This window comes from Pseudomonas flavescens (genome assembly GCF_013408425.1).
GTDB classification, from domain to species: domain Bacteria; phylum Pseudomonadota; class Gammaproteobacteria; order Pseudomonadales; family Pseudomonadaceae; genus Aquipseudomonas; species Aquipseudomonas fulva_A.
Genome location: NZ_JACBYV010000001.1, coordinates 2,365,825 through 2,392,736, shown reverse-complemented (window position 1 = coordinate 2,392,736; position 26,912 = coordinate 2,365,825). Strand labels below are relative to the sequence as shown.

The following is a 26,912-nucleotide window of genomic DNA, read 5'->3' as shown; positions in this document are numbered from 1 at the left end:
GCATGGACGCTCCGTATGGCGTGGCGCTGGAGCAGGCATGAGCGCGCAGAGTTGGGTCGACCTGGCCCAGGACGAAGACACCGGTATCGAGACCATCCGCGCGCATTTTCGCGGGCACGCCTACGATCCCCATTGGCACGACGCCTATCTGGTCGGGTTCACCGAGCAGGGCGTGCAGCAGTTCCATTGCCGCAAGCAACTGAACAGCAGCCTGGCCGGCCAGGTGTTTCTGCTCGAACCTGGCGAGCTTCATGACGGCCATGCCCCTGAGCCGGAAGGCTTCACCTATTCGATGCTGTACCTGGATGCCCACTGGCTGGAGCGCGAGTTGCGCAGCCTGTTCGAACAGGCGCCCGCTGACTGCCTGCCCGGCTTCAGCGCCACCCTGGCCAGCGAACCGCGCCTGCTCACGGCGGTCGGCGAGGCCTTTACCGCGCTGCATCGCCAGGAGATGCGCATGGTCAGGCAGAGCGCGCTCGATGGCCTGCTGATGCGCCTGACCGAGCAATTGCATTGGCGCCGGCGCCTCGATCCGGACCCGCGCCTGCCGCTGGTGGCGCAGCGCGCACGGGATTTTCTGCACGACCAGCACACCCGCGATATCGGTCTCGATGACCTGGCTGCCGCCTGCGGCGTCGACCGCTTTCGCTTGAGCCGCGCGTTCAAGGCGGCCTTCGGCCTGGCGCCACACGCTTATCTGGTGCAACTGCGCCTGGCCCGGGCGAGGCATATGTTGGCCCGTGGCGAACCACCGGCGCAGGTCGCGGCGGTACTTGGCTTTGCCGATCAGAGCCACCTCGGGCGCTGGTTCCGGCGTGCCTATGGTATGACCCCGGCCCATTACCAGCGGCGCTGCTCAAACCTTCCAGACGCCTGACGCTGCCCGACTCATGATCAGCGCTCGGTTTGTCTGGAGCCTGTTCATGACTCAGTTGTTGCCCTTCATGCTGTTCGCTTTCGTCGCGTCGATCACTCCGGGGCCTACCAATGTGCTGGTGCTGGGCAGCAGCGCCCGTTACGGCGTGGCGGCAACCCTGCCGCTGGTACTCGGCGCCTGCGCAGGCTCTGCGGCCATCGTGGTGGCGGTCGGGCTTGGCTTGGGCGAATTGCTGCAGCAGCACCCGCGCCTGCAATGGGCGATGGCCTGGTTCGGCGTGTTGTGGCTGAGCTACCTGGCGTGGCGCATCTTCAGCAGCCCGGCTGCCGCGCTGAGCGCTGCCGATGTGCAACCAGGCGAGCGGCGATTGGGCCTGTTCGCCGGCGCGGCACTGCAGTTGATCAACCCCAAGACCTGGATGATGGCCTTGGCGGTAGTCAGCGTGTTCGCCACCCCCGGCCCCGGGCAGGCAATGCGAGTGACCTTGCTGGCGGCGATCTTCCTGGCTATCGCCTTGCCATGCTTGGGCTGCTGGGCATTGCTCGGACGGGGCGCTGCCAAACTGTTCACCTCGGCCCGAGCCATGACCCGCTTCAATAACGCCATGGCGCTGTTGCTGCTGATTTCCGCCTGGCTCGGCGCGCCGCTCTGAACCTCCTCCATAACGCCGCGACCCCGCGGCGAATCCTGGGCATTGCGCCGTTTTGCGATATGGCTGCCATCGCATCGCCCGCAAGCGGGCTCCTACACGATAGCGGGGCTTCCGTAGGAGCCAGCTTGCTGGCGAATGGTGGCCGTGATGCGAGGTTGCGGTATGGCCGCTACCGATTTCGCGCCGAGGACGACGCTCCTACCCGATTGGCATGTATGCCGCGATCCCGGGGCGAATCCTGGGCATTGCGCCGTTTTGCGATATGGCTGCCATCGCATCGCCCGCAAGCGGGCTCCTACACGATAGCGGGGATCCCGTAGGAGCCAGCTTGCTGGCGAATGGTGGCCGTGGTGCGAGGTTGCGGGATGGCCGCTACCGCTTTCGCGCCGAGGGCGACGCTCCTACTCGATTGGCAGGGATGCCGCGATCCCGGGGCGAATCGTGGGTGCTGCGCCGTTTTGCGGTATGGCCGCCATCGCATCGCCCGCAAGCGGGCTCCTACACGATAGCGGGGATCCCGTAGGAGCCAGCTTGCTGGCGAATGGTGGCCGTGGTGCGAGGTTGCGGGATGGCCGCTACCGCTTTCGCGCCGAGGGCGACGCTCCTACCCGATTGGCAGGGATGCCGCGATCCCGCGGCGAATCCTGGGCACTGCGCCGGTTTGCGGTATGGCTGCCATCGCATCGCCCGCAAGCGGGCTCCTACAAGACGGTGGGGATCCCGTAGGAGCCAGCTTGCTGGCGAATGGTGGCCGTGATGCGAGGTTGCGGTATGGCCGCTACCGCTTTCGCGCCGAGGGCGACGCTCCTACGCGATAGTGGGGATCCCGTAGGAGCCAGCTTGCTGGCGATTGGTGACGTGATGCGTGGTTGAGGCTGCCCGATAGATATCTATCTCGCCCGCAATGCTTCCAGGCGCTGCCGCTGCTTGCCATGTTCGTCGAAGTTGTCGGGCGACAGCCAGCGTTGTAGGGCGTCGCGGCATTGCGGCCATTCGCTGTCGATGATCGAGAACCAGGCGGTATCGCGGTTCTGTCCCTTGATTACCGCGTGCTGGCGAAACAACCCCTCGTGAACGAAACCCAGGCGTTCGGCGGCGCGCAGCGAGCGGGCGTTGCGTGCATTGCACTTCCACTCCAGGCGCCGATTGCCCAGGTCGTCCATCGCCAGGCTCATCAGCAGCCAGATCGCCTCGGTTGAGGCGGGGGAGCGCTGCATGGCGTGGCCAAAGGCGATATGGCCGATTTCGATACAGCCGTCGGCGGGCGCGATACGCAGGAAGGACAGCAGCCCTACGGCCCGCCCGCTGGTCTTGTCGATCACGCTGAAGAACAGCGGGTCACTGGTGCTTTGCTTGTCCTGCAGCCAGGCATCGAACCCGGCGCGCTCGGCGAACGGACCATAGGGCAGGTAATCCCATAAGGCAGGGTCGCTGTCCACTCCTTGCAACGCCTCCCAGAGATCATCGCCATGCGCTGCTGCGTCCAGCGGTTCCAGGCACACGTAGCGGCCGTCGATGGCGCTGCGCGGTGGCGGCGAAACGGGTGTCCAGTCGAGCAGGGTGTCGTCGGTCATGGTCTGGGTTCCTGATTACAGCTGCTTGCGGTATTGCACGAAACCGGAGCGGTCGGCGATGTGATCGTAGAGCCGCATGGCGGTGGTGTTGCTTTCATGGGTCAGCCAGTGCACCCGCGAAGCGCCAGCCAGCTTGGCCTGAGCGTAAACATGCTCGATCAGCCCGCGCCCGGCGCCGCTGCCGCGAACGCTTTCGTCGACGAACAGATCCTGCAGGTAACAGTAATCGCCGGTCGTCCAGCAGGAGCGGTGGAAAATCCAGTGCACCAGGCCGATGGCGCGCACTTCGTGCCAGGCGAGAGCCGCATGCATCGGTTCGTCGTCAGCGAGAAAGCGTTGCCAGGTCAGGGCTGTGGTGGCCTCGGGCATCTGCTGCCCGTAGAAGCGCAGATAGCCCTGCCAGAGTGGCGACCAGGCAGCCTGATCGTCAGCGGTGATTGCGCGTATTTCCATGATCGAAGTCTCCTCGGTGATTAGTCATTCATTCGCTGCGCCAGGGCGCGGTCGCGGGGATCAGTGCTGGCGCTGAGACCGTCATGCACGCCCTGGCGATCGGCTTCGCTGCGGTTCTGGCCAAGCTTCCATTTGCCCTCCAGGCGTTCGATGGGCAGGGCGAAGCCGACGATGGCGCGCAGCATGCCGGCGATGTAGTCCTCGGGAGCATCGCTCAGCGCCCAGGGTTGCGGGCGCGGGTTCTCGTGACGGGCGCTGAGTTCGTCGAGCAGGCTCAGCAGGCGCTCGCTGTCATCGAAAACCGCGGCCTGGCCGTAGGCATGCACTGCGATGTAATTCCAGGTTGGCACCACCTTGCCGTGCTCGGCCTTGGCCGGATACCAGGACGGGCTGATATAGGCATCGGCGCTGTTGAAGATCACCAGCGCTTCACCGCCTTCGGCCAGTACCTGCCAATGCGCATTGGCCCGCGCCAGGTGGCCGTACAGCGTGCCGTTGCGGCCTTCTCCGGGGCGCAGCAGCAAGGGCAGATGGCTGGCTTGCAAGCCGTTCTCGCCATGGCTGATCAGGGTAGCCAGGCGGCAGTCGGCAATCTCCCGGTGCAGGGCGGCGAGGTCGTTCTGGCGAAATGCGGAGGGTACGTACATGGAGCATTCCCGTAGGTGGACGGACTCATGCTAGAACTGCCATTGGTCTGTTGTAAGATCCATTTTAAGTGACTTTCGTAGGGCCAATTAATGGCGTCTTCAGCTTCTTTGCCGGTCGACCTTTCCGGCCTGCATCTGCAGCCTGGCAAGGGATTGTCCCGCCAGCTCTACCAAGCCCTGCGCGAACGCGTGCTCGACGGCCGTCTGCCTGGCGGCACCCGACTGCCCGCCAGCCGGCAATTGGCCGAGCGCCTGGGGGTGTCCCGCAATACGGTGAACCGTGCGCTGGATCAGCTCTATGCCGAAGGCTACGTGCAGGGCCGGGTGGGTGATGGCACCTATGTGGCCGCCATCTCCGCGGTCGCGGAGCCGCCAGCCGCAGATGTGCCGGGCACGGCCAGTAGCGCCGCGCTGCAACGGCTCGACGAGTACCATCTGCCGGCACCGTTAGCCGGCGCACCGCGGGCGTTTCGGGTTGGCGTGCCGGCTTTCGATCTGTTTCCGTTCGAGACCTGGGCGCGGCTGTCGGCGCGTTTCTGGCGCAGGCCGTCACCGGCACGGCTGGGCTACGGCGATCCGGCGGGTGACCCGCAACTGCGCGAACTGATCGCCGCCTATCTGCGCAGCAGCCGGGGCCTGCAGTGCGATCCGGCGCAGATCATCGTCACCTGCGGCGCACAGCAGGCGATCAGCCTGTGCGCGCAATTACTGGTCGAGCCGGGTGATCCGGTGGCCGTCGAAGATCCGGGGTACCGTGCCGCCGGCCATGCCTTCAGCGTTGCCGGCGCGCAGCTGCGCGGTATTGCCGTCGATGGCGACGGCCTGGATGTCGCGCAGTTGGAGCGGGCAGGGGCGTGCCGGCTGGCCTATGTCACGCCTTCGCACCAGTATCCGACCGGGGTGACGCTGTCACTGCCCAGGCGCCTGGCGCTGCTCGACTGGGCCGAGCGTAACGATGCCTGGATCATCGAGGACGATTACGACGGCGAGTACCGTTACAGCGGCACGCCGCTGGCGCCGTTGGCCGCACTGGATCGTGGGCAGCGTGTGCTCTATGTCGGCACTTTCTGCAAAATCGCCTTTCCGGCGCTGCGGCTTGGCTATCTGGTGCTGCCACCCCGTCTGGCCACTGCCTTCTCCCGGCGTCGTGCGGTGGATATGCGCCACTCGGAGGTCGGCACCCAGGCGGTGATGGCCGCGTTCATCGCCGCCGGGCATTTTCAGCGGCACATCCGCCGCATGCGCAATGCCGCCCGCGCCCGTCGGGATGCGCTGCTGGCGGGCTGGCCGCAAAGTCTGCCGGGCTGCGAGCCGCTGCCCGATGTACACGCCGGCCTGCATCTGAGCGTGCGCTGCGAAAGCCTGGCGCGAGAACGGGAACTGGTTGCCGGTGCGGCGACGGTGGGTGTGGAGATCAACCCACTCAGCAACTACTGGCTACCTGGCGGTGATACGTCGATGGACGATCGCGCTGGCTTGGTACTGGGTTTCGCGGCGGTGCCGGAAAAGGCGATCGGCGAGGCCTTGCAGGCCTTGCGGGGTGCCTGGAAACTGTCTGATTAAAAAGGCGCCATCTTCGCCTGTAGACGAGTCTTCACGGCGGGCCACCCACTGTCGATGATGCTGAAACGCACCGAGTTGCACTTGCGCCCGTCGGGCATGATTCGTTAACGCTCACAGCCCAAGCTCCGAGCCGCATGCTCTGAGCCACCATCGGCGTTGAATGGCTTTGGTGGGTTAAAGCGCCACCCTACGGTCGATGCCCCTGGGGAGTAGGGTGGGCTTCAGCCCACCACCGACAACGCTCACAGCCCGAAGCTCCGAACCGCATGCTTTGAACGTCCAGCCACCTCGGCGTTGAATGGCTTTGGTGGGCTTAAGCCCCACCCTACGGTCGATGCTCCTGGGGAGTAGGGTGGGCTTCAGCCCACCACAACAACGGCCACAGCCCCAAGTACTGAACCGCATGCTCTGAGCCACCAGCCACCATCGGCGTTGAATGGCTTCGGTGGGCTAAAGCGCCACCCTACGGTCGATGCCCTGGGGGTAGGGTGGGCTTCAGCCCACCACGGATAACACCCACAGCCCGAAGCTCCGAGCCGCATGCTCTGAATAGCCAGCCACCATCGGTGTTGAATGGTATTGGTGGGCTAAAGCGCCACCCTACGGTCGATGCCCTGGGGGTAGGGTGGGCTTCAGCCGACCGAACGATCGCACCACCGCCCGACCAGGCGAAGCCCCTGAACAGGTTAAGATGGGCGCCCACCCAAGCACGAGGAACTGCCGATGCGGATGTTGCAGTCTGCCGAATTTCAGCCCCGTCTGCGTGAGGGCCTGCTCGAGTTTCCGGTGCACCATGTGCGCGGCGGGACGTCCACCGGCCTGGTGATCTGGGAACCGTTCGCGCCTGCGGATCCGGTGCTGCGCGAGGAACTGCTGCGCCATCTGATGGGTGTGCCCCTGAGTGGCTCGCAGCCCGGCAATCGTCAGATCACCGGCCTGGGCCGTGGTGCGCCGACCAGCAACAAGGTGTTCTTCGTCGACTGGGAAGCGACTCGTGACGGCGAGCGATTGGTCAGCACCCTGGCGCAACTGGCCAGTGATCACGCCGCCATCGACTGGAGCGTGAATTGCGGCAACCTGTCCAGCGCGTTGCCGCTGTGGGCGCTGGACGTTGGCCTGGTGACGGCAGCGGCGGGCGAAAGCCGTGACATCAGCATTCGCAACAGCAATACCGGAGTGATCAGCACCGGGCGCATCGGACGTACTGCCGAAGGCGCGCTGGTCTGTGCGTCGATTCCCGGTGTCAGCGGCGAATTTCCCTCGGTCGATCTGTTTCTGCACGATCCCGTGGGCGCCAAGACCGGGCAGTTGCTGCCGACCGGGCAGGCGGTCGAACAGATCGACGGGCGTGCGGTGTCCTGTGTGGATGTGGCGGTGCCGATGGTCATCACCCTGGCCAGCGATTTTGGCAAGACCGCCCATGAGCCCCTCGCCGACCTGCAGAACGACCAGGCCTTCATGGCCGACCTGCGCCGCGTGTGGGTCGAAGCGGGGTTGCGGATGAAGCTGCGCCGCCGCGACGGCGAGCTGATGACGGCGGACGAACTGGCGCGCAGCGAAACCCAGCCCAAGGTCTGCATCGTCGGCCCACCCCAGGCAGGCGGTAATATTTCGGTGCGTTATTTCACGCCCCAGGCACTGCATGCTTCGATGGCGGTTTCCGGTGGCTGCTGCCTGGCTGCTGCTGCACTGATCCCGGGCTCAGTGGCCTGGCAGGTGGCTACGGGGCTTGCCGCGCCGTCTGGCGAGTTCGCCGATATCGAGGTGGCCATCGAAAACCCGGCGGGCGTTCTCGCCACCACGGTGGTGGCCCGTGAGCGCGACGGCAAACTGCAGGTCAGCAGTGCCGCCTATCGGCGCACGGCGCAGGTATTGTTGCGCGGCCACGTACCGCTGTATCGGGCATCGCCAGGGCTGGTCGAAGCACTATTGCCGTTGACCCAGCGCTAGACCAGGCGCTGTTTCGGGTTCTGTTCGGCGGGAGGAGGCTCGATGCCCCAGTCGCCATGCAGGTACCAGTCGTCACCGAGCATTTCGCTGGGATGCTGGGTGCGGCCTGCACCGTTGCCACACTCCAGGTCGTCGGCAGCGCAATAGCGGTCGCACCCCCAGCAGACGCGCTCGGGGTTCTTCGGGAGCAGGGGGAATTTCTTGGCCATGTCGCGCACTCCTGTGAGTCTCGAACTCAAGCTAGCGCGTCTGGCGTCGCGGCCCTTGACCTGGGTCAGCAGGGCCGCTGTCGATGCTGACCCTCAGGCCGGGTCGGTCGCTTCGCTGGAAGCGTCCTGATTGCCGTTCTGGCGCAGCTTCTTGGCCCGCTTTTCCAGCACCAGATACACCACGCAGGCGACGGCCAGTGGCAACAGGAAGTAGATCGCCCGGTAGCCGATCAGCGCGGCGACGATGCTGCCCTTGGACATTTCGTGCTGCAGCAGGGCGATGAACACCGCCTCGATGACGCCCAGCCCGGCCGGGATATGGGTGATCACTCCGGCGATACTGCTGATCATCAGAATGCCGAGAATCATCGGGTAGAAGGCTTCTTCCGGCAGCAACAGGTAGATGATCAGCGCCATCAGCGACCAGTTCAGTGCACCCAGGCCCGCCTGCAACAGCGCCATCGGCAGCGCAGGGAGGGTCAGTTCATGGCCACGCACCTTCCAGGTTCGGCGTTTGGAGAACTGGCAGGCGAGCAGGTAGCCGATGCCCACCGCCAGCAACGCCAGGCCGATGATGCGCAGGCCCGTGGCGCCGATGGCCCAGCCTTCCGGCAGCTTGAGCAGGCCGAAGGTGAAGATCACGCCTGCCAGCAGGATGTAACCCAGCCAGTTGGTGATCAGGCTCATGCTCAATACGCGGGTGATGGTCGAAACCTTGAGGCCGAGGCGCGAATACAGGCGATAGCGCAGGGCGACGCCGCCCACCCAGGAACTCAGGTTGAGCGTGAAGGCGTAGCAGACGAAGGTCAGCGGCAGGATCTGCCGCGCTGGCAGCTTGTGGCTGGTGTAGGCGCGGCCGATCAGGTCGAAGCTCGAGTACACGGCGTAGCTCAGCGCCGAGACGCCGATCGCGGCGAGCAGAATGCCGCTGCTGTAACCGCGCAGGGCCTTGCTGACTTCCTGCCAGTCGAGGTTCTTGACCAGCATGAACAGCAGCACCGGCACCAGGATGAAAAAGCACAGGGTCAGCAGGCGCTTGGCCCAGCGCCATACCGGTTTGCCTTGCTTGTCGTCGGGCTCGCTCACGAGACTTTCTCCTGGTCGATCTGCAGGGTGTTGCACTGTGGCGCCTCGACGTTCGGTTGCAAGAGCTTGAGCCGTGGCGAGTGGGCCGGGAACCAGCCGGCGATGGCCGGAAAGTGGCGCAGGAAGTGGAAGCACATGAAGATCAGCGGCGCGCGCCACCAGTAGCCGCGCATCACCCGCTTTAGCGGCACCGATTTGCAGCTCGAGGTGGCCAGTTCCATCAGGTGCTCGTATAACCGGCGATTGAGGGCCGGGTCACGGACGATCACGTTGGCTTCCAGATTCAGCGACAGGCTCAGGGGGTCCAGATTGCTGGAGCCCACGGTCGACCATTCGTGGTCGGCCAGCGCCACCTTGCCGTGCAGCGGGCGCTGGCAGTATTCGTAGATGGTCACGCCGTCGCGCAGCAGGTAGTTGTAGGTCAGCCGCGAGCACAACCGCACCAGCGGCATGTCCGGTTGGCCCTGAAGAATCAGGGTGACCTTGACCCCACGCCGCGCCGCGTTGCGCAATTCGCGCAGCAGGCGGTAGCCGGGAAAGAAATAGGCGTTGGCCACCACCAGACGATGCTGGGCGTTGCGGATGGCGTCCAGGTAATGCTGTTCGATGGTGTTGGTGTCGTCGCCGTTGTCGCGGATCGCCATGAGCATCCGGCTGTTGCCTGCATGACGATGCTGAGTCGGCTGATTGCTGCGGCGCAGGGCCACTTCACGGTCGTCGCGCGCTTGCAGCAGGCGCTCGCTGGCCGCGTGCAGATCGGCAACGATCGGCCCGCGAACGCGAAGCGCGTAGTCCTGCTTGGCCATCGGCCCATTGGCGATGAGGTGATCGACGCCATAGTTGATGCCGCCGATGTAGGCCAGCTCGCTGTCGATCACCACGATCTTGCGGTGCAGGCGGCGGAACAGGTTGGTGCGCATGCCCATCAGGCGCTTGCCCGGATCGAACATGTGCACGCGCACGCCGGCAGCGACCAGCGCCGCGACGTATTCTTTCGACAGGTCGGCGGTACCGTAGCCGTCCACGGTGATCTCCACGCGGGCGCCGTTATGCGCGGCAGCGATCAACGCTTCCTGCAGCTCCATGCCAACTTTGTCTTCGAAGATGATGAAGGTTTCCAGCAGCACCTCGCGCTGGGCGTTGCGGATGCTTTCAAACACGGCAGGAAAGAAATCCTCGCCGTTGATCAGCAAATCGACCTGGTTGCCATCACGCCAGTCGTACTTCATAGCCGTATCTCCACAGCCAACGGTGCATGATCCGACAGGTGCGACCAGGGGCGGGTCGACAGCACCTGCGGGTTGTGAGTGGTTGCGTTGCGCACGTAGATGCGATCTAGGCAGAGCAGCGGCCAGCGCGCGGGAAAGCTCTTTGCCGGCGCGCCATGTTCGCTGACGAAGGCTTCCTTCAGACCGCTGGCGGCCAGCAAGCCGTCGGCACGTTTGCGCCAGTCGTTGAAGTCACCCGCGACGATCACCGGCGCATCGGCAGGCAGGCGGTCGAGCACCTTGCAGAGCAGACCGAGCTGCTGCTTGCGATGGATTTCCCGCAGCCCCAGGTGCACGCAGATGGCGTGTACTTCGGCGTGGCCCGGCACGTCGAGCACCGAGTACAGCAGCCCGCGCTGCTCCTGGGTGCCAATGGAGATATCCAGGTTCTCGTGGCGCAGGATGGGAAACTTCGACAGCAGTGCATTGCCGTGGTCGCCGTGGGGGTAAACGGCATTGCGGCCGTAGGCGAACTGCGGCCACATGCTGTCGGCGAGAAACTCGTATTGTGGCGTCGCTGGCCATTCTTCGTAGCGCTTGGCGTGGTGCTCGTGGGTACCGTGCACCTCCTGCAGGAACACCATGTCCGCCGACAACGTGCGGACCGCATCGCGCAGCTCCGGCAGGATGAAACGCCGATTCAGAGCGGTGAACCCCTTGTGGGTATTGACCGTGAGAATCTTCAGCGTGTGGACCGCCGTAGCCAGTTCGGTCGGTGCCGGTTGGTGGGTGCTCATTGGGAAACTCCTGGCGACCGGCCTGGGGCATTGGGCAGCCCCTCGGCCAGGTCGAACTGCTGTAAAAGCGAGTAGGCGTCGTAGGGGGCGCGTACCTTGAGATCGTTGTCGAAATAGCAGTAGACGTCGCGCGAGGCCCTGGCACGAGGCTTGTGGGCATCGATCAATTGCGCATCGCCTGGCTGGTTGCCGCGGCTCCAGGTGGCGATGCGCTGGTGCCAGTGGGCCAGCGCAGGCTCATCGTAGCCGCTGGCGTAGAGTTTCTTGTTGCCGTGCAGGCGCAGGTACACGAAGTCGCTCGTCAGGTCTTCGGCGTAGGGCCACTTGCCGCCACTGTCAGCGAACACCAGCGCCACCTTGTGCTTGCGCAGCAGGGCGATGAAGACCGGGTCCCGGAAACTGCCATGGCGGATTTCCACGGCATGTCGCAGACGCTGGTGATGGGGTGCGTCGAGACTGCCTTCGCTCTGCCGATCCGCTTCGCGGGCACAGCGTTGTGCCTGTTCGGTATCTTTGGGCAGCAAGGCGAGAAAGTCGGCGAAGCGCTGCTCATCGAAGGCCATGCTCGGCGGGAACTGCCACAGGAACGGGCCGAGTCTGTCGCCGAGTTGCAGAGGCCCGGAGGCGAAGAAGTTGGCGATCGGCGTGGCTACGTCGTTCAGGCGGCGTATGTGGGTAATGTAGCGCGGCGCCTTGACCGCGAAACGAAACCCCTCAGGCGTCTCGCTGGCCCAGCCGGCATAGCGCTCGGGCGTCTGCAAGGCGTAGAACGAGCCGTTGATCTCGATGCTGTTGACGGCCCGGGAGGCGAACTCCAGCTCCTCCTTCTGACGCAGGCCCTGGGGATAGAACTCACCCCGCCATGGCGCGTAACGCCAGCCGGAGATGCCGATATGGATGCGGCTCAAGGCGATTCACCCAAGCAACAGGCGCCAAGCGGCAAGCTGCGCGTGCAGGGCGCACACCCAACCGGATGCCTTCTCGTCGCCTGTATCGGCATGGCTCAGTGCGCTCCGGTGACGCTGCGAAACGGTGCCGTGCTGGCGTCACTGTCACCGGCCTGGGCGATGTTGCTCAGGGAAACGACACCCACCAGACGACTCTCGCGGCTCAGCACCGGCAGACGACGTATCAGGTTCTCACCCATGTTGCGGGCCACATGACCGACGTCTTCGTCTTCGGAGCAGGTGATATCGTTGATTGTCATTCTGTCCTCCGGTCGGTGGTCGAGGTGTTCAGCGAGGCGACTGGGCAGCTTCAGAGTGAGCTTCGGCATCGCAGGCGCTGGTTTAAATCGGACTGGAGGATCCCGAAAGCGGTTCAAGGTTTTCGCTAGGCAGGCGCTTCAGATGTGTTCCGCATCGAGCGATGCTCGACGTCGTTGACCAGAAAGTTTTTTGTCAGACAAAAGTGTCATTTATTGGGCGGTTAGCAGACTTTTCTAAACGAAGGGTCAGCGGATTTGACACTTGTTCATTTGTGCTCGGTGCGTGCCTTGGAGAAGATTTTCCCCACGGCGCGTAACGCGATGCGTCTGCTGGCTTGGCCGGGATTGATTCACCAGTGCATCTGCGCCTGGGCTGTTCGGCGGATCGAATGTTCGGAGGAGGTACCTGCACATGGACGTTCGCAGCCCATTGTTTCAAAACATCGCCCTGATTCTGGCGGGTGTGATGTTCCTCAACCCCATCGCCGCCACTGCCGCGCAACTGACCGTGGACGCGCAGGCGGGCGGCAACACCAGCCTGGGGCAGGCCGCCAATGGCGTGCCGATCGTCAACATCGCCACGCCCAACGGCAGCGGGCTGTCGCACAACAAATTCACCGACTACAACGTCGGCCAGCAGGGGCTGATCCTCAACAACGCCACCGAGCGGCTGCAGAGCACCCAGCAAGGCGGCATCATCATTGGCAACCCTAACCTGGGTGGCTCCACTCTGCAGGGGCGTGCGGCAGGGGTCATCCTCAACGAAGTGACCGGCAGCAACCGCAGCCAGCTCAAGGGCTACACGGAAGTGGCCGGGCAGGCGGCGAACGTCATCGTCGCCAACCCCCATGGCATCACCTGCGACGGCTGCGGCTTCATCAACACGCCGCGGGCGACCCTGAGCACGGGGGCCCCGGTGATCGAAAACGGCCAACTGCGCAGCTTCGACGTCATTGGCGTGTTGACTCCCGCAGCTCAGGGCAGCGATGAGAAGTCGCTGCAAATCGGGGCGCAGGTGGCTGGAAGGGCTACGCAGTACAACTATCTGGAACACTCGGATGTTTCGGCTTTTGCGGAAGATATGGCGTCCTGCGGAGAGGATGAAGGATGCCAGCAGAAGAAATGGAGCGATGAAAAGTATGAAGATGAGAGCCTTCTCAACCTGCTCGAGTCCGCGTTCGATAATAGCTTGCAGGGGATGTCCGTTCTGGCACAGCGAAGAACCTAAATGGTCTGTTTCAGCAGGGTATTGATGCCGGGCCAGATAGTTTACATATCTATGGGCATAGTCAAGGTGGTTTGCTGACTTGGGTCGCTATGAAGGGCTTGGATTTTTCCAACGGAGGAAGCCCTACTGCAACGCTGAACACCATCCAGCTCTCTGGGGCGCCGGTGGATGCTATTCAGTTCCACGAGGATGCAGAGACTGGCAGCTTCGGAAGAGGGTATAGCTTTTTTCAAGTGAACCGACCTGATGAGACAGTATTCTTCGGCCTTTTGCCGAAGACCGATACGGTCTCCGATTTGCCGCTATTCCTGGGAGGCAATGCGCAGTATTCGGATGATCCGGCGGCGCGCATCTGGGGTGCGCTGCTTAGTGTGACCAGCTTGTTTGGCGAGGGCAGTCCGCACAGCAATTATGCGTGTGTCTTCTGCAAGCCTTCGGCGCCTGGGAGTGCGGATGCACAGATACGTGACATTGTAATCAAGCCAACACTGATTGATAGGCAGGGTGATTTTAGGCGGATTGAATGAGTAAATATTTCTTAACTTTGGGGTTTCTGCTGATATTGCTAAGCGGTTGCAGAAGTTATCAAATGGAATATGGGGTGGTGAAGAATGGAGTGGTTTTTTATCCCCTGTGCGAAAGAGCAAAACAGCGTATCACCGATATGCAGCGTATCAGTTTTGAATTACCGCTCTTGTTCAGGCAGGCCTCCTGTCGTAATTGGCCTGACTATAGCTATAACTCTCGAATCGACAGTCTATCTGTAGAAGTTCCCGGTGTTATTGCCAACGAGTCGCATATGTCTGTTGGCGGTGTCTACTCTATGCTCTTTCGCGCGGGGCACGCGCGCACAGAATACTATTTGCCGCCTGACAAGTTTTTTGAGGATTACAAAGAATACCTCAGTGAGCGCAGGTATATTTCCAGTTTGGTTACCGCAAGTTGGGTGGACTGGCAAGGTGGGCGCTGTGCGCGTTTCTACTCGGATAGCGATACCGGACTTTTTCTTCGCAGGGTGCTCGACTACTTCTGCTGGGAGTCAGTCAGCGGCTCGAATTTCCCCATCCATATTGATGCTAGCGAGAAGCTACCGCCAGGCCACGCTCCAACCAACCTAGACAGGGAACTCATTGAGCCGGTACTGGCCAGCTTACAGATCAACCGTGTTCCAAAACAGCGTTTAGCTTTGTGGGACAGTTATCGTGCTGATTTTTGTAAGAGGTTGAAGGAGAGTTACGATAATAAGACAGCTATGCGCAGATTTCGCGACGGTCCCAATCGTCAGCGCGCTATTATTTTCTTGCGCGAGTGCGGTTATCAAATGCCAGATCCGGTCGGGCCAAGAAGCTGGGCAGAGCTCTTAAGGCCCCATGGACAATTGATTGGTAGAGCCGATGGAGAGCGAATGTTGCGTAAAGTAACTCATGCTCAGTTTGCAGAGCTGGAAGCTAAATTAATGTCCTTGCAACTCAAACTTGGTGAGCGCCCCGAAATCCGATCCTCTCGACTTTCACGAGATGGCAAATCTCTGGTAGAGGACTTTAGGGCTACAGGTCACTACGCTGGTGAGTGGTACAGGGTTCCACCCTATTACAGCGATCAGAATGGAATCGGCATTCGTAATGATCCGGTATTGGGGCGAGTGATAGATGTGCATTTAATGGACTTCCCGCCAGGCTTGAAAATTATAGGTGAGTGAGATTTTAATTGCAGGGTTTGACGGCGGTCACTCCTCTTTACGGGTTTGAATAAGGAGTAATAGGGGGCAAAAGTAATAGGGGACAGCCCACGATTATTTCTCGATCTTTGAGTGAATTGTGGTCTGTCCCCTAAAACCGATTCTAAAGATTTTGTTGTTTTTGACAAAGCGCGGATACGACTTATCACAGCCATGTCCGTTCTTGGAGTGATTTGCATCCAGACATGCAAAAAGCCCTGCAACAGGCAGGTATGGTTGATCGTAAAGGTAATATTCTTACTGGTGGAAAGCGATAATGAACTATCAAGACCCCCAGCCTTATAATAAGCGAGCTTTAGAAAAAGCTTTTGCTTCGAGGGATGTTAAGAGCATTTGTGAGGCACTTGTCTCCGTTGCTTTAAATGATTCTGATTGGAGGTGGGCACAGAATAAATGCTTAGAATTTCTCCGCAACGAAATCCCTGATGTTAGAGGGCTTGCAGCAACTTGTCTTGGACATATAGCAAGGATTCACCGCCAGCTTGATAAAGAAAAGGTACTCATTGCTCTTCGTGAGCATCTAGATGACAACATAATCTCAGGGCAAATTGCGGATGCCCTAGACGATATCGATATGTTCTTGAGGTAGTATCACATTGGTATTGTCGCGCTGATGTTGATTTATCTGTAAAAGTCTCGTGTCGAGCTGATCTGGCACTTTAGAGAAAAAGGGGACAGGGGAAAGGGGACAGATTTATTTTATTGCTGATGGACTATGCTGAAAGCCTCAATAGCGGAAAGGGGACGGATTCTTGACGCGGTAAGGCGGATCAAAACTCGTAGGATGGATTAGCGAAGCGTAATCCGTCGTTCATCGCGACCTCTTTCACCTGCCTATATACTACGCGGATCAGCCGCTCTTTAAAGCGGAAAGGAGGACAGATTTATTTTTCGGGTGGTTGAAGATTAAATAAATCAGTCCCCTTTTCTACATTGATTGATGAGTATGGCAATGCCAAGAGGTTACATTGAATAAGTGGTTTTTGTTGTTGGTCTTGTTGTCGTCGATTCTATCGGGTTGTGGCGGGTATGAAGTTAAATATGGTGAGGTTAGAACTAATGGGAGTATTCTTTATCCCTTGTGCGAAAGAGCAAAGCAGCGCGTCACCGATATGCAGCGTATCAGTTTTGAGTTACCGCTCTTATTCAAACAGGCCCCCTGTCGTAATTGGCCTGACTATAGCTATAACTCTCGATTCGACAGTCTATCTGTAGAAGTTCCCGGTGTTATTGCCAACGAATCGCAGATGTCTGTTGGCGGTGTCTACTCTATGCTCTTTCGCGCGGGGCACGCGCGCACAGAATACTATTTGTCGCCTGACAAATTTTTTGAGGATTACAAAGAATACCTCAGTGAGCGCAGGTATATTTCCCGTTTGGTTACCGCAAGTTGGGTAGAGTAATAGGGGACAGACCACGATTATTTATCGATCTTTGAGTGAATCGTGGTCTGTCCCCTAATACCAAAACACAAATGGTCAGTTCATGTATGTGATCGACCAGAAAGGCAATCTAATAATAGGTACGCGCTCTGGTCAGAAAATGTCTCACCCAACACTTGTCGGGGGGGGAGAATCCTCAAGTTTTGGGGGCTGGAATCGTTGAAATAAGGGGCGGCAAGATTTACTCGGTGGATAACGCATCAGGCCACTTCAAGCCAGGCGCAGGGTCGCTGGAGGCTGCAAAGAATACCTTTGGCAGCATTCCGGACAAGTACTTCAGTAAAGACTTTCAAGGGTACAAATCCTATGCAGACTAACTTTGCGGGTTCTTGGGGAATATATCCGTGGTCTCCCGAGCTGGGCGATAATTTAGTCGCCCCTGACTCTCTAGATGCAGTTCGGTCTATCAGGCCATATGGGAAACTATTTAGTTGTTCAGGGATGTCTAATGGGTATTTAACCTTGAGATATAGAGATCAGGAGCTTTTTGTAAGGCCTGATCTCTATGTTGTCGTGCAATGCCCTGGATTTGGCTTTCTAGATGAGGCGAAAATTTTGGGAACTGGAAAGGTTGGTGTGATTTTCGATATTGAGTGGCACTACAAAAGGGTAGAGCCGATTTTTTATCTTGAATTTAGTGGGAAGAGATCATCAAAACAGTATTTCAAGCCTGATCTTGTGCCGATTCGATGAAGCTCGGGGGGACATGGCTTGATAGCCAAACCCAATTCTCCGCCTGAAAGAACTTGAAGCCCTGTTGGTGCATCCGCAGAGCTTCAATTGTTAGTACCACAGGTTTTCCATAGCGTTGCCCGACAGTGACAGCTGTTTGTAAATCCTGCGACAGGTGCACATGGTGGCGATTGCCAGCAATCAGCCTTTGTTGACGAATCGGCTCTAGGAAGCGTGTGGCGGTGCCATGATAGAGAAATTCTGGTAGTAATAGGGGATATACCACGATTATTTCTCGATCTTTGAGTGAGTTGTGGTCTGTCCCCTAAAACCGTGCGTAAAGGTAAGTAGTGATGTTGTTAAAAATTGATGGCGCACATTGTCAAATGAAAGTCGTCTATTCACACTCGAAAGAATTGCAGAAAGATCCAGCCCGCGTTGCTGCTGCTCAAGCGTTAACTTTGAATTCTGGCAAGCCTCTGCTGGGGCTTAAAGGTAAGTATGGGTTGTATGGGTCTCAGGAGTGGTGGGGCAATATTTATCTCGGAAATGTGCCGCTCCTTTTCTTTTCTGGGATTATTGTTCGCGCCTACGCGGCTGGTCAGGATAATACAGCAGAAAACAACACTGTTGAGTTGTTGGTGGAAGATGGCTCGGTGATTGACATTGGTATATACGTAAATGAAAGCTCTGATGTTGAATTGTTTCGAGCTGGCTGTAAGTTGCAAATTGTATATGCGCTTGATGAAATGAAAAAGCAGCCAGGCCCGGATGGTAATATAAGTTATGCCAAAGTTGCACTTGAGGTGGCAGTGTCGTTGGGTTTTTCGGAAAGGTCGACAGATTTATTTTCTATCTGATCAGCTAAGCTAAAGGTCTCGATGGACGGAGGTCTTTATGCCGAGGATGAGGCTGATAGTAATAGGGGGGGCAAGTAATAAGTAATAGGGGGCAGTCCACGATTATTTCTCGATCTTTGAGTGAGTCGTGGTCTGTCTCCTAATACCGGTGATATTAACTTCTAGGAATAATCTATCAGGAGCTCAACCATGATTCGGGCGCCTTGGGCAAAACAAGAATATTGGGATAGGTGCGCAAATTATAGTGTCGAGAATGTTTTCAAGGATCTAGAGCAAATTAAAAAGCCATCAAATAATCCTGGGTGTCGACCACAATTTATTTGGGATTTGGTTACGGGGCGCTTTTCTTCGTTTCATCCTCCGACGCTATTCCCGAGGTGACGCAATCCGTGGGTTAAGTCAGAGTTTTCTGGCCTGCTCAATGCCTGGGAACTATCGAACAAACTAGCAGATGAGTTGAATGCACAGTTGAAACCCGGACAGGGCTGGGATCATCGGCATCTCTTAACGGCGCCTTTAGCAAGTGATGATCCACGTAGCCACACTGATCTGCATTCATGGGTTTTCAAACTGAGCGACCTCAACCACTACAACTGGTGTTTCTGGTTGGTGGGTCTGGCGCTTGCCCTGGAAATCCCGGACGAGCAATGGCAGCGGCTGTTGGTCTTGATCGGTGGCGAGGGAGAGGACGAACTGTTGGATCGGGTAATTGACAGCCGCCAGCCTGGTCGCAAGATTGGTACGATGTTGCTGCACAACAAGCCATATGCCCGTCTGCTCAAGGCCGTGAATGCACCGAAAGAGCAGCATGCCGTATTGCTGCGCGACTTTTTGGAGCATTGGTACGCCGAGTTGAAACGCAAGGGCAAGGATGAACTGTGGTGGTACATATACGGCGATCCGGAGAAGTATCCGCTGGAGAAAGGCAGCTATTTTGGCCGCTGGTGCATCGAGGCGGTCGCTGCCGTCAAGGCGTTCGAACTCGACGATAGTCTCTGCCTGGGGCACGAGCACTACCCCGGGGATCTGCTGCGCCCGGATGGGCCGAGCACCCATCCTGGGCGGTCGGAGCCGAATCGTTGCCCGTACCGGTCAGCGTTACCTGGCCGGGCTGACCAGCGACAAGGCGATGTTCCGCTACTTATAACCCGCAAGGTCAAAAGGTTAAGTTTAATCCTGCCATAAATATGTGGGTACCAGAATGATTGGGCAAGAAGATATGTGTGTAGCTTGGGATGCTCCGATTGTCCCAGGCTTTTCACTTGCGGGAATACCATTGCACATGGATGCTGCTGATCTTGAGACTGAGCTTTCGAGATATTTGGTTGAGGGCAGAAGGTTGCGTTATCGATTTGAAGGGGCGCCAGATCTTCATTTGAGTAATTTTGGTCTTGATGAGCATGGGAATGGTGGTTATTCATTTTCAATTTTTGAATCTGAAGTCGTTGGTGAATTGAGGTGGGGAACTCCTGCGTTATCGATACTCGTTGAAAGTGGAAAGGTATATGCAATTAAGGCTTATGACTTCAGCTTTCCTGGCGAGCCCGCTCATGGGCTCGTTTACAAGGGTAGGTTGTCTGGGAATATAGGCCTTGGGAGTCCGCTTTCAGAGGTTTTGTCGCTCTCGAGTTTGGAGTTTGATGACGCAGAAGAGTGGTTTTATACCAGCTGTGACTATGGTGTTCTTGAGGTATCGGGCTGGGGGGGGTCTCTGGATGACGAGCCAAATCAGCTTATTACGGCTATATGCGTTATATCAGCGTAGAAAAGGGACACAAAATCGATGGGGTCAGAGTCATCGATTTTGGCGTGTCATGACCGTTATCGTTTTCCGATCCTGAGGAGAGGGGTACGCCGTGGCCGGTATACCTCGTCTTTATTTTTCGGGATGCGTCCAGCACGTGATTCAACGAGGCAATGATGGTGAGTCCTGCTTTTACGATGAAGCGGATTACAAGGCTTACCTATATTTTCTGAACGACGCGGCCGAAAAATACCAGGTTGCCATTCATGCTTTTGTGCTGATGACAGATCATGTGCGCCTGCTAGCCACGCCCAGCGATGAGCAGGGTATTAGCCGGTTGATGCAGGCCCAAGGGCATCGAAACGTTCAACACTTAAATTTCATTTATGGTCGTACCGGCGCCTTGTGGGAAGGACGATATAAATCAACGCTTGTCGATAATGATTGCTACCTGCTAACGGTTTACCGCTATCTAGAACTGAATCCGGTACGAGCAGGCATGGTTGCTCATGCATCGGAATACCGGTGGTCAAATTATCAGGCCAATGCTTTGGGCAAGCCTATCCAGTTGCTCACGCCACACTCACTGTATCTTCGCCTCGGTAAAACAGAGGAGGAGCGCCTACCGTTTACTGTTCCGGGGGGGCGATTGCCTTAACGAAAGTTGTCGGAGGTTCGTGAGCGACGAACAAGGGTTGGGTGCTCGGTGATGGTCGGTTCAAGGCACAAGTCGAGGTCAAGACAGATAGACGAACAGCTCCTATTGGGCGAGGCGGCGATAGGAAATCTGCGAAATATCACGAGGCTAGCAGCTAAATCAATGACTCTGACCCCATCGATTCATGTTTTGAGGAAGAAGAGAGGTTTGTTGGTCGAGGCATTTGAGTCAACTCGAGAGTTCGCAAGATCAACTAGTTGACGGTTTAGAGGGGGCCAAGCCTCTGTCAATCGAAGCGCTAGGTGCGACGCTTTTATTATATATAAAAAATTCGTATTTTTATTCTCAGCGAGTTCACTTCATCCAACTCGGAGGGAGAGCAATTACTCAGTTTTCTTTTTGTGCTGATGAGGAAAATTTGTCATAAAATGAAAGGCTAAATAAGTACTCTTTGGATGGAAAAGGGGGGAGATTTATTTTTCAATTGATTAATCTTGAGGCGTGTAAAGACGGCAGTGTGACCGTTTTTGAGAATCTCGGAAGTATGCCGCCGGCGCTACGATGAATTACGGAGCGATGTACGACAGGTGTCGCTTGTTAATGGAAGTCAATAGGAATTGCAATGCGGAATAAATCTCTTGTTGTTGCTGGGTTTTTGGTGGGCTGCGCTCCTTCGTATTCAGTCTGGGAGAGGGGGCTTGATTCGTTTGTTGGAACGCCATTTTATTCGCATGTGTACAGAGATTGTACTAACGGTTGTGGTAGTTCGTATTGGTCGCCGGTGAATAAAAACGAGGTTTTTGATAGGGTTGTAGACGAAGGAGGCGACAAGCGCTACTACGTTACTTGGATAAGGTCTTGTAAGTATTCTATTTTGGTCTCTGGCAACGATGTTATAAAGTCATGGCGTTACGAGACGGATAGTTTAAAAGATTGTTACGTATTTTAGTCAGTGGTGGAAGTGTTAACGGAAGATGGAAACTACGCACTGAGTTATTTGCTGGAACGAAGGAAGCCTTGGGGGTGGAGAGTCAGAATAGGTAAGCCGAATCATCTCAAACGTACGCCAAGATTTTGAAAGCGGGAAGCGGACATCCATTAGCCGGCCCTGCGTGACAACTCAAAGCTAACTTGCCTCTTTTCACGACCTCATATCAATGACTTGAGGTAATCGCCAAAACCACCGCGTGCACGGCAGTCCAGTCGTGCGCTGGTGTAGACCTGTGGCAGGCAGCTCCAGGCGATGCGTGCGCCGATGCGCTCGAAGGCTGCTACCAGTTGTACGTCTTCATCGACCGGGATGGCCTTGAAACCGCCAGCGCGACGGTAGCAGGCGGCGCTGAAGGACAGGTTGGCGCCATGGATATGCCGGTGTCCGTCGCGGGCCTGGTAGGCGCTTGCGTAGCGCGCCTGCACCTCGTGGCCGAGGTCACCCCATTCGGCGACCTGCACGGTGCCGCAAACCATGTCGGCCTTCAGGCTCAACTGGCGTACCAGCCAGTCCGGGGCGACGCGGCTGTCGGCGTCCGAGCAGGCTATCCAGGTGGCGCCATGGGACAACAGCCACTCGATACCAGCAGCCCGCGCCAGGCCCACGTTCTGCGCCTCGATGGTGAGGGTGTCGACCGGGTAGTTGGCGATGACGCTGGCGGAGCCATCGGTACAGCTGTCGAGCACGACCAGAACGCGAACGGCCACCTTCAGCTCGGGATGAGCTGCGGCGGTGAGCACGGCGTCGAGGCACTGGTCGAGTGACCTTTCTTCGTTGTGCGCAGGAATGACGACGCCGATCATGCTGGCAACTCGTCACCCGTGGAGGGGGCCAGCCCCTCACGTTGCGCAACCGACGTTGGCTCGGTGCCCCATACCTCGAGCAGCATATCGGCATCTTCATGGCGCAGCAGGCGCGGCAGGCCTAGTGCCTGATGAATGCGTTGGTGGACCTGGTCACCGGTCAGCGGGCATTCGTCGATCGGCCAGCGCCAGTGGCAAGCGAGCAGGTTGCCGCCCTGATTGAGCGAGGTCCGTGCCCGCTCGATGAGGCGATCGAGGTCTTCGCTGTCGAGGTAGTAGCACAGCTCGCTGAGTACGATGAGGTCGAAGCTGCCCTCCGGCCACTGCTCCGGCAGGCGGGTCTGCAGCAGGCGCACGTTGCTGCGATGGGCGAGACGATTGCGGGCCAGTTCCAGCGCGATGGCCGAGGTATCGCTGCACAGCAGTTGGGTGCAGCGCTCGGCAAGGCGTGCACTGAGCTCGCCATTGGCACAACCTGGCTCGAAGATGCTGCCGTAATGGTTGCGCGGCAGGGCGGCGAGGGTCAGGTTGCGCTTGCGTTGCTCGTACCAGCGCTCGCGAAAGGACCAGGGGTCTTCGCTGCCTTTGAAGAGCCTGTCGAAATAGTTGTCGGCGACACTCATAAAAAAACCACCTCGAACGGTTGCTGCAGGCGCTCCACGGTCGTGGCCGAAAGCACCGGCTCGTGGCCCGTATCCGGGTCGCTGTAAAGCTGGCTGGCGAAGGCCTGTATGGCGTGGCGCTTGCGGGCTTGTGCCCATTTGTCCAGCTGCAGCTTGCGGGCCCGCTCCCAGGGCAGGCGAGGATCCTCGGGGTTCGCCCAGTGCCAGGCCCAGACCGGAATTTCGTGCACCTTTGCGCCGCAGCTCCTTGCCGCCGCCAGGGATGCGCGGCCTACGGCTTCATGATCGCTGTGACCGTCCTCGCTCCAGGTGGTGAACACCACGTCGCTGGGCTGCAGATAGGTGCTCAGGAATAGCTGCAGTTCGTGTTCGCGCGCGGCCACTCCGGTATCGGGAAACCCGCCGTGTACCCATTGCATCTGATTCAGGGGCAGGCCAAGGCGCTTCAGGGCGTCGGCGCTTTCCAGCGGGCGCACGACGCTGAGCCGCTGCGGTGTCCAATACCCGGAGTCCGGGTGGCTGGCACCGCCGTCGGTGACCGAGATCAACAGCACCTGGCGCTGTTCACGAGCGAGCAACTGCAGCAGACCACCGCAGCCGAGTATTTCATCGTCCGGATGGGGCGAGACGATCACCGCCCGGGAACCTGCCGGCACCAGTTGCGTGCAGTCCATGTCAGGTACCTGAGCAAGGTGCCGCGACGCTCTCCAGGCTTGTGGCGAGGTGCCTTGTCCCTGAATCGGATTGGCTTTCATAGCGTCCAGCTCCCTGGTCGTTGTTGCGCTGCGAGACGGCCGAGGTCGGCCAGGTCGCGTTCTGCATGGCTTTGTCGCAGGTACACCGGCAGATCGGCCAGGTGTCTGGCGAGTACGCCGTCACGGCAATAGGGAGCAGCGCCCAGTGCGCGGCCGACATGACGAATCACGCTGTCGGCAGCGCTTTCGCAGCGGGCACGCACCTGGCGCACCGGCAATTCGGCGTTCGCCTGCGGGTTGGCATCTATCCAGCGGGCGCAGTCGCGCAATGCGCTGGCCGCCGCGAGCAGGGCGTTGTCCACCTCGCCGAGGTGGGCGAGGGCGTGGGGTTCATCGTGGCGTGCACAGTGTTTGCGCAACGCCTCGCCGATCAATTGCGCCGAGCCGTACCAGCAGGCGGCGATACCGGCGCCACCCTGCCAGAAACCCGGACGCTGCAGATAGCCACCGGGCGGCCCCACGCGGTAGCCGCGAGCACCCTCGAACGACACCTCCACGCTTTGCGTGGCCTGCATGCCGATTGCCTGCCAGCCGCCGTTGCTGACGCTGACGCCTGACTGGGCCAGCGCGACAGCCACCAGTTGCTGCTCGCCGCTGGCATTCCAGGCGGTCAGTAGCCCATGGCTGAGCACCTTGGCGCCCGAGCACCAGGCCTTGCGCCCATGCAGATGGACACTGCCATCGCTCTGCTCGGCATGCAGCTCGACGCGTGCCTGGGGCGGCTCGGCGGCCCACATGCCCCAGGTGCTGTCGCTGGGCGGCGACGGTGCCGCGAAGTGCTGCATGATCGCCAGGGCGTCCGTGTGCCCTTCGTAGAGTTTGCACAGGCTCAGATCGTGTGCCGCGACCGTGGCCAACGCCTTCCAACGTTGCAGGGTATGGCCACCGCCGGGTTGCGGTAATTGGTCGAGGCCGGCGCCACAGAGCGTTTGCAACGCATGGGCGAGGGCCTCGGATTGGATCGGTGCAGCGAGCGGCAGCTCGTCCAGCATAACGCCGAGGCGATCCACGGGAGAGCCGCCGCCGGGCGTCATGCCTGTTTTTCCTTGTGCAGCTCGAAGAGCACCAGAGAGCGATGGGTCACGGTGAACTCGTCGCCGAACTGGAAGCTTTCGTCTTCCGGTTCATCGGTGCGGTTGGTATCGAGCATGCAGGTCCAGTGGCTGCCCTGAGCGACTTCCGGCAGGCGGAAGTTGACCACGTCGTGATGCGCGTTGACCACCAGCAGCAGGGTTGCGTCGGCGCCGCTGCGGCGAATGCCGGTCGGCTGCGCGCGGCCATCGAGCAGCATGCCCAGGCAGCGGGCGTGCGGATCGTGCCAGTTCTCTTCGCTCATCTCTTCGCCGTGGGGCGCCAGCCAGGTGACGTCCTTGACTCCCAGCTCTTCGTTGTAGGCACCGACGAAGAAACGGCCGCGACGCAGGATCGGGTAGCTCATGCGCAGCTTGATCAGGCGGCTTACGAAGGCTTGCAGTTGCTTGCCCTGTTCACCGAGGTTCCAGTCGATCCAGCCGATCTCGCTGTCCTGGCAGTAGGCATTGTTGTTGCCGTGCTGGGTGCGCGCGAACTCGTCACCGGCCACCAGCATCGGTGTGCCCTGGGCGAGCAGCAGGGTCGCCATGAAGTTGCGCATCTGCCGGAACCGCAGGTCGTTGGTGGCTTCGTCGTCGGTTGGCCCCTCGACGCCGTGGTTCCAGGACAGGTTGTTGTTGCTGCCGTCCTGGTTGTTCTCGTCGTTGTCCTCGTTGTGCTTGTCGTTGTACGACACGAGGTCATTGAGGGTGAAACCGTCGTGGGCGGTGATGAAGTTCACCGACGTGAACGGGCGCCGACCGCGCTGGTTGTACAGGTCGCCCGAAGCGGTCAGGCGGCTGGCGAGCTCGGCCAGCTGACCTTCGTCACCTTTCCAGAAGCCCCGTACGTTGTCGCGGAACTTGTCGTTCCACTCCGCCCAGCCCGGTGGGAAACCGCCGACCTGGTAACCGCCCGGGCCGCAGTCCCACGGCTCGGCGATCAGCTTGACCTTGCTCAGCACCGGGTCCTGGCGGCAGGCGACCAGGAAGCTGTGGCGCTCGTCGTAACCGTCGTGGGCACGGGCGAGAATGGTCGCCAGGTCGAAACGGAAACCGTCCACGCCCATTTCCTTGGCCCAGTAGCGCAGCGAGTCGGTGACCATCTGCAGCACGCAGGGGTGGCTCAGGTCCAGGGTGTTGCCGGTGCCGGAATCGTTGATGTAGTAGCGCTTGTCGTCGGGCATCAGCCGGTAGTAGCTGGCGTTGTCGATACCGCGCATGGACAGGGTAGGGCCCAGCTCGTTGCCTTCGGCGGTGTGGTTGTAGACCACGTCGAGAATCAGCTCGAGGCCGGCGTCGTGCAGGTGCGCAGCCATCTCCTTGAACTCGTTGATGTGCCCACTGGCCAGGTAGCGCGGATGAGGCGCGAAGAAGCCGATGCTGTTGTAGCCCCAATAGTTGTTCATGCCCTTTTCCAGCAGGTGCTGGTCATTGACGAAGGCATGCACGGGCAGCAATTCCACCGAGGAAACACCCAGTTTGCGGATGTGCTTGATCACGTCGGCGTTCATCAGCCCGGCGAAGGTACCGCGCTTGTCTTCGGCCACCGACGGGTGACGCATGGTCAGGCCGCGCAGATGGGCTTCGTAGAGCACCGTCTTGTCCCAGTCGACGCGATGGTTGCGGTGTTTGCCCCAGGTATAGGCAGGGTCGACGACCTTGCACTTGGGCACGAAGGGCGCACTGTCACGCTCGTCGAAGCTGAGGTCGCCATCGGGATGACCGATCTCGTAGCCGAACAGCGCTTCCGACCACTTCAGTTCGCCAACCAGTTGCTTGGCGTAGGGGTCGATCAACAGCTTGTTGGGGTTGAAACGGTGTCCGGCTTCCGGCTCGTAAGGGCCGTAAACCCGGTAACCGTAAATCAGCCCCGGATGTGCATCGGGCAGGTAGCCGTGCCAGATCTCGTCACTGTACTCCGGCAACTCGATGCGTTCGATCTCCTCGAGACCGTCCGGATCGAAGATGCACAGCTCGACCTTGGTGGCGTGAGCCGAGAAGAGCGCGAAGTTGACGCCCAAACCATCCCAGGTCGACCCCAACGGAAAGGGGTGACCTTCGGTAATACGCGAGCGTGGTTGACTCATTCTGGGTGGCTCCTG

Annotated in this window: 26 protein-coding genes and 3 pseudogenes; 13 read left to right on the top strand and 16 right to left on the bottom strand. The window is 59.3% G+C overall.

Translation table 11 applies throughout. The annotated features are described in order from the left end of the window. The first annotated feature begins 37 nt into the window (after nucleotides 1-37). Together FHR27_RS10580 and FHR27_RS10575 are read left to right on the top strand one after the other, a co-directional pair. Nucleotides 38-877: an AraC family transcriptional regulator gene (locus FHR27_RS10580; protein WP_179538549.1), complete on the top strand. Its 840-nt coding sequence runs from the start codon at nucleotides 38-40 to the stop codon at nucleotides 875-877. 46 nt (nucleotides 878-923) lie between these two features. Then, nucleotides 924-1,529 (top strand): LysE family translocator, encoded by a 606-nt coding sequence (locus FHR27_RS10575; protein WP_042555684.1) that lies wholly within the window; start codon nucleotides 924-926, stop codon nucleotides 1,527-1,529. An 890-nt stretch (nucleotides 1,530-2,419) separates the two neighbouring features. Here FHR27_RS10575 and FHR27_RS10570 read toward each other — a convergent pair. From FHR27_RS10570 to FHR27_RS10560, 3 genes are read right to left on the bottom strand one after another with little or no spacing between them, the layout of a single operon-like run. Further along, nucleotides 2,420-3,103 (bottom strand): GNAT family N-acetyltransferase, encoded by a 684-nt coding sequence (locus FHR27_RS10570; RefSeq protein ID WP_042555685.1) that lies wholly within the window; start codon nucleotides 3,101-3,103, stop codon nucleotides 2,420-2,422. A 15-nt stretch (nucleotides 3,104-3,118) separates the two neighbouring features. After that, on the bottom strand, nucleotides 3,119-3,556 hold the full coding sequence (locus FHR27_RS10565; protein ID WP_179538548.1) for a GNAT family N-acetyltransferase: 438 nt from the start codon (nucleotides 3,554-3,556) through the stop codon (nucleotides 3,119-3,121). 20 nt (nucleotides 3,557-3,576) lie between these two features. After that, nucleotides 3,577-4,203, bottom strand: a complete 627-nt coding sequence (locus FHR27_RS10560; protein WP_179538547.1) for an FMN-binding negative transcriptional regulator — start codon at nucleotides 4,201-4,203, stop codon at nucleotides 3,577-3,579. Nucleotides 4,204-4,293: 90 nt separating this feature from the next. Between FHR27_RS10560 and pdxR the strand changes: the two genes are divergently transcribed. After that, nucleotides 4,294-5,766 (top strand): MocR-like pyridoxine biosynthesis transcription factor PdxR, encoded by a 1,473-nt coding sequence (pdxR, locus tag FHR27_RS10555; protein WP_179538546.1) that lies wholly within the window; start codon nucleotides 4,294-4,296, stop codon nucleotides 5,764-5,766. Here the strand turns inward: pdxR and FHR27_RS26920 are convergent. Next, nucleotides 5,763-5,870: pseudogene (locus FHR27_RS26920) on the bottom strand (GNAT family N-acetyltransferase); the annotation flags it as partial. The gene pdxR and the pseudogene FHR27_RS26920 sit on opposite strands and share 4 nt — an antisense overlap. A 619-nt stretch (nucleotides 5,871-6,489) precedes the next feature. On the opposite strand from FHR27_RS26920, the gene FHR27_RS10545 reads away from it, so the two are divergent. Continuing rightward, complete coding sequence (locus tag FHR27_RS10545) at nucleotides 6,490-7,716, top strand: PrpF domain-containing protein (RefSeq protein ID WP_257026881.1); 1,227 nt, start codon at nucleotides 6,490-6,492, stop codon at nucleotides 7,714-7,716. Here FHR27_RS10545 and FHR27_RS10540 read toward each other — a convergent pair. The 6 genes from FHR27_RS10540 to FHR27_RS10515 form a co-directional block, all read right to left on the bottom strand. Continuing rightward, the gene (locus FHR27_RS10540; protein WP_179538545.1) at nucleotides 7,713-7,925 is read right to left on the bottom strand and encodes a DUF3079 domain-containing protein; all 213 of its coding nucleotides are present in this window, start codon (nucleotides 7,923-7,925) and stop codon (nucleotides 7,713-7,715) included. The genes FHR27_RS10545 and FHR27_RS10540 overlap by 4 nt on opposite strands. Before the next feature lie 93 nt (nucleotides 7,926-8,018). Beyond that, nucleotides 8,019-9,011: a lysylphosphatidylglycerol synthase domain-containing protein gene (locus tag FHR27_RS10535; RefSeq protein ID WP_179538544.1), complete on the bottom strand. Its 993-nt coding sequence runs from the start codon at nucleotides 9,009-9,011 to the stop codon at nucleotides 8,019-8,021. After that, on the bottom strand, nucleotides 9,008-10,240 hold the full coding sequence (gene clsB, locus FHR27_RS10530; RefSeq protein WP_042555691.1) for a cardiolipin synthase ClsB: 1,233 nt from the start codon (nucleotides 10,238-10,240) through the stop codon (nucleotides 9,008-9,010). The genes FHR27_RS10535 and clsB overlap by 4 nt, the downstream gene beginning before the upstream one ends. After that, nucleotides 10,237-11,016 (bottom strand): endonuclease/exonuclease/phosphatase family protein, encoded by a 780-nt coding sequence (locus tag FHR27_RS10525; RefSeq protein ID WP_179538543.1) that lies wholly within the window; start codon nucleotides 11,014-11,016, stop codon nucleotides 10,237-10,239. Before FHR27_RS10525 ends, clsB begins: the two co-directional genes overlap by 4 nt. After that, the gene (locus FHR27_RS10520; protein WP_179538542.1) at nucleotides 11,013-11,924 is read right to left on the bottom strand and encodes a DUF72 domain-containing protein; all 912 of its coding nucleotides are present in this window, start codon (nucleotides 11,922-11,924) and stop codon (nucleotides 11,013-11,015) included. Before FHR27_RS10520 ends, FHR27_RS10525 begins: the two co-directional genes overlap by 4 nt. A gap of 95 nt (nucleotides 11,925-12,019) precedes the next feature. Continuing rightward, entirely contained in the window at nucleotides 12,020-12,223 is a 204-nt protein-coding gene (locus FHR27_RS10515) for a CBS domain-containing protein (protein ID WP_373565120.1), read from the bottom strand. Nucleotides 12,224-12,635: 412 nt separating this feature from the next. On the opposite strand from FHR27_RS10515, the pseudogene FHR27_RS10510 reads away from it, so the two are divergent. From FHR27_RS10510 to FHR27_RS10490, 5 genes and pseudogenes are all read left to right on the top strand, one after another. Then, nucleotides 12,636-13,250: pseudogene (locus FHR27_RS10510) on the top strand (two-partner secretion domain-containing protein); the annotation flags it as partial. Between the two features lie 299 nt (nucleotides 13,251-13,549). Next, the gene (locus FHR27_RS10505; RefSeq protein WP_179538539.1) at nucleotides 13,550-13,978 is read left to right on the top strand and encodes a hypothetical protein; all 429 of its coding nucleotides are present in this window, start codon (nucleotides 13,550-13,552) and stop codon (nucleotides 13,976-13,978) included. Next, nucleotides 13,975-15,150, top strand: coding sequence for a hypothetical protein (locus tag FHR27_RS10500; protein ID WP_179538538.1), 1,176 nt, complete (start codon nucleotides 13,975-13,977; stop codon nucleotides 15,148-15,150). Before FHR27_RS10505 ends, FHR27_RS10500 begins: the two co-directional genes overlap by 4 nt. 295 nt (nucleotides 15,151-15,445) lie before the next feature. Next, a complete protein-coding gene (locus FHR27_RS10495) occupies nucleotides 15,446-15,778 on the top strand; it encodes a hypothetical protein (RefSeq protein ID WP_179538537.1) in 333 nt (110 codons plus the stop codon). 1,159 nt (nucleotides 15,779-16,937) lie between these two features. Beyond that, complete coding sequence (locus tag FHR27_RS10490; RefSeq protein WP_179537470.1) at nucleotides 16,938-17,324, top strand: DUF6960 family protein; 387 nt, start codon at nucleotides 16,938-16,940, stop codon at nucleotides 17,322-17,324. Here FHR27_RS10490 and FHR27_RS10485 read toward each other — a convergent pair. After that, a pseudogene (locus FHR27_RS10485) lies at nucleotides 17,296-17,568 on the bottom strand (RNA 2'-phosphotransferase); the annotation flags it as partial. The gene FHR27_RS10490 and the pseudogene FHR27_RS10485 sit on opposite strands and share 29 nt — an antisense overlap. Before the next feature lie 88 nt (nucleotides 17,569-17,656). On the opposite strand from FHR27_RS10485, the gene FHR27_RS10480 reads away from it, so the two are divergent. From FHR27_RS10480 to FHR27_RS10465, 4 genes are all read left to right on the top strand, one after another. Then, entirely contained in the window at nucleotides 17,657-18,163 is a 507-nt protein-coding gene (locus tag FHR27_RS10480; protein WP_179538536.1) for a hypothetical protein, read from the top strand. 456 nt (nucleotides 18,164-18,619) lie between these two features. Beyond that, nucleotides 18,620-19,348 carry a PoNi-like cognate immunity protein gene (locus FHR27_RS10475; protein ID WP_257026880.1) on the top strand — a complete coding sequence of 243 codons (729 nt, stop codon included), beginning with the start codon at nucleotides 18,620-18,622 and terminating at the stop codon, nucleotides 19,346-19,348. Nucleotides 19,349-19,445: 97 nt separating this feature from the next. Next, nucleotides 19,446-19,928: a hypothetical protein gene (locus FHR27_RS10470; protein ID WP_257026878.1), complete on the top strand. Its 483-nt coding sequence runs from the start codon at nucleotides 19,446-19,448 to the stop codon at nucleotides 19,926-19,928. Between the two features lie 91 nt (nucleotides 19,929-20,019). Continuing rightward, entirely contained in the window at nucleotides 20,020-20,565 is a 546-nt protein-coding gene (locus tag FHR27_RS10465; RefSeq protein ID WP_218878474.1) for a transposase, read from the top strand. Between the two features lie 1,149 nt (nucleotides 20,566-21,714). Here the strand turns inward: FHR27_RS10465 and FHR27_RS10460 are convergent. From FHR27_RS10460 to glgX, 5 genes are read right to left on the bottom strand one after another with little or no spacing between them, the layout of a single operon-like run. After that, the gene (locus tag FHR27_RS10460) at nucleotides 21,715-22,359 is read right to left on the bottom strand and encodes a glycosyltransferase (protein ID WP_179538534.1); all 645 of its coding nucleotides are present in this window, start codon (nucleotides 22,357-22,359) and stop codon (nucleotides 21,715-21,717) included. Then, nucleotides 22,356-22,982, bottom strand: coding sequence for a class I SAM-dependent DNA methyltransferase (locus FHR27_RS10455; RefSeq protein WP_042555695.1), 627 nt, complete (start codon nucleotides 22,980-22,982; stop codon nucleotides 22,356-22,358). Before FHR27_RS10455 ends, FHR27_RS10460 begins: the two co-directional genes overlap by 4 nt. After that, nucleotides 22,979-23,737 (bottom strand): PIG-L deacetylase family protein, encoded by a 759-nt coding sequence (locus tag FHR27_RS10450; protein WP_179538533.1) that lies wholly within the window; start codon nucleotides 23,735-23,737, stop codon nucleotides 22,979-22,981. Before FHR27_RS10450 ends, FHR27_RS10455 begins: the two co-directional genes overlap by 4 nt. After that, nucleotides 23,734-24,729 (bottom strand): acyl-CoA dehydrogenase family protein, encoded by a 996-nt coding sequence (locus FHR27_RS10445; protein WP_179540080.1) that lies wholly within the window; start codon nucleotides 24,727-24,729, stop codon nucleotides 23,734-23,736. Before FHR27_RS10445 ends, FHR27_RS10450 begins: the two co-directional genes overlap by 4 nt. A 38-nt stretch (nucleotides 24,730-24,767) precedes the next feature. Continuing rightward, nucleotides 24,768-26,897, bottom strand: coding sequence for a glycogen debranching protein GlgX (gene glgX / locus FHR27_RS10440; protein WP_179538532.1), 2,130 nt, complete (start codon nucleotides 26,895-26,897; stop codon nucleotides 24,768-24,770). Nucleotides 26,898-26,912: the final 15 nt, after the last annotated feature.

Coding starts and splice junctions, on each gene's coding strand:
- FHR27_RS10570 (WP_042555685.1), bottom strand. CDS start 3,103: ATGACCGACGACACCCTGCTCGACTGGACACCCGTTTCGCCGCCACCG.
- FHR27_RS10560 (WP_179538547.1), bottom strand. CDS start 4,203: ATGTACGTACCCTCCGCATTTCGCCAGAACGACCTCGCCGCCCTGCAC.
- FHR27_RS10575 (WP_042555684.1), top strand. CDS start 924: ATGACTCAGTTGTTGCCCTTCATGCTGTTCGCTTTCGTCGCGTCGATC.
- FHR27_RS10545 (WP_257026881.1), top strand. CDS start 6,490: ATGCGGATGTTGCAGTCTGCCGAATTTCAGCCCCGTCTGCGTGAGGGC.
- FHR27_RS10490 (WP_179537470.1), top strand. CDS start 16,938: ATGCAGACTAACTTTGCGGGTTCTTGGGGAATATATCCGTGGTCTCCC.
- FHR27_RS10445 (WP_179540080.1), bottom strand. CDS start 24,729: ATGCTGGACGAGCTGCCGCTCGCTGCACCGATCCAATCCGAGGCCCTC.
- FHR27_RS10500 (WP_179538538.1), top strand. CDS start 13,975: ATGAGTAAATATTTCTTAACTTTGGGGTTTCTGCTGATATTGCTAAGC.
- FHR27_RS10495 (WP_179538537.1), top strand. CDS start 15,446: ATGAACTATCAAGACCCCCAGCCTTATAATAAGCGAGCTTTAGAAAAA.
- FHR27_RS10515 (WP_373565120.1), bottom strand. CDS start 12,223: ATGACAATCAACGATATCACCTGCTCCGAAGACGAAGACGTCGGTCAT.
- FHR27_RS10460 (WP_179538534.1), bottom strand. CDS start 22,359: ATGATCGGCGTCGTCATTCCTGCGCACAACGAAGAAAGGTCACTCGAC.
- FHR27_RS10580 (WP_179538549.1), top strand. CDS start 38: ATGAGCGCGCAGAGTTGGGTCGACCTGGCCCAGGACGAAGACACCGGT.
- glgX (WP_179538532.1), bottom strand. CDS start 26,897: ATGAGTCAACCACGCTCGCGTATTACCGAAGGTCACCCCTTTCCGTTG.
- FHR27_RS10470 (WP_257026878.1), top strand. CDS start 19,446: ATGGATGCTGCTGATCTTGAGACTGAGCTTTCGAGATATTTGGTTGAG.
- FHR27_RS10455 (WP_042555695.1), bottom strand. CDS start 22,982: ATGAGTGTCGCCGACAACTATTTCGACAGGCTCTTCAAAGGCAGCGAA.
- clsB (WP_042555691.1), bottom strand. CDS start 10,240: ATGAAGTACGACTGGCGTGATGGCAACCAGGTCGATTTGCTGATCAAC.
- FHR27_RS10565 (WP_179538548.1), bottom strand. CDS start 3,556: ATGGAAATACGCGCAATCACCGCTGACGATCAGGCTGCCTGGTCGCCA.
- FHR27_RS10450 (WP_179538533.1), bottom strand. CDS start 23,737: ATGAAAGCCAATCCGATTCAGGGACAAGGCACCTCGCCACAAGCCTGG.
- FHR27_RS10480 (WP_179538536.1), top strand. CDS start 17,657: ATGTTGTTAAAAATTGATGGCGCACATTGTCAAATGAAAGTCGTCTAT.
- pdxR (WP_179538546.1), top strand. CDS start 4,294: ATGGCGTCTTCAGCTTCTTTGCCGGTCGACCTTTCCGGCCTGCATCTG.
- FHR27_RS10525 (WP_179538543.1), bottom strand. CDS start 11,016: ATGAGCACCCACCAACCGGCACCGACCGAACTGGCTACGGCGGTCCAC.
- FHR27_RS10540 (WP_179538545.1), bottom strand. CDS start 7,925: ATGGCCAAGAAATTCCCCCTGCTCCCGAAGAACCCCGAGCGCGTCTGC.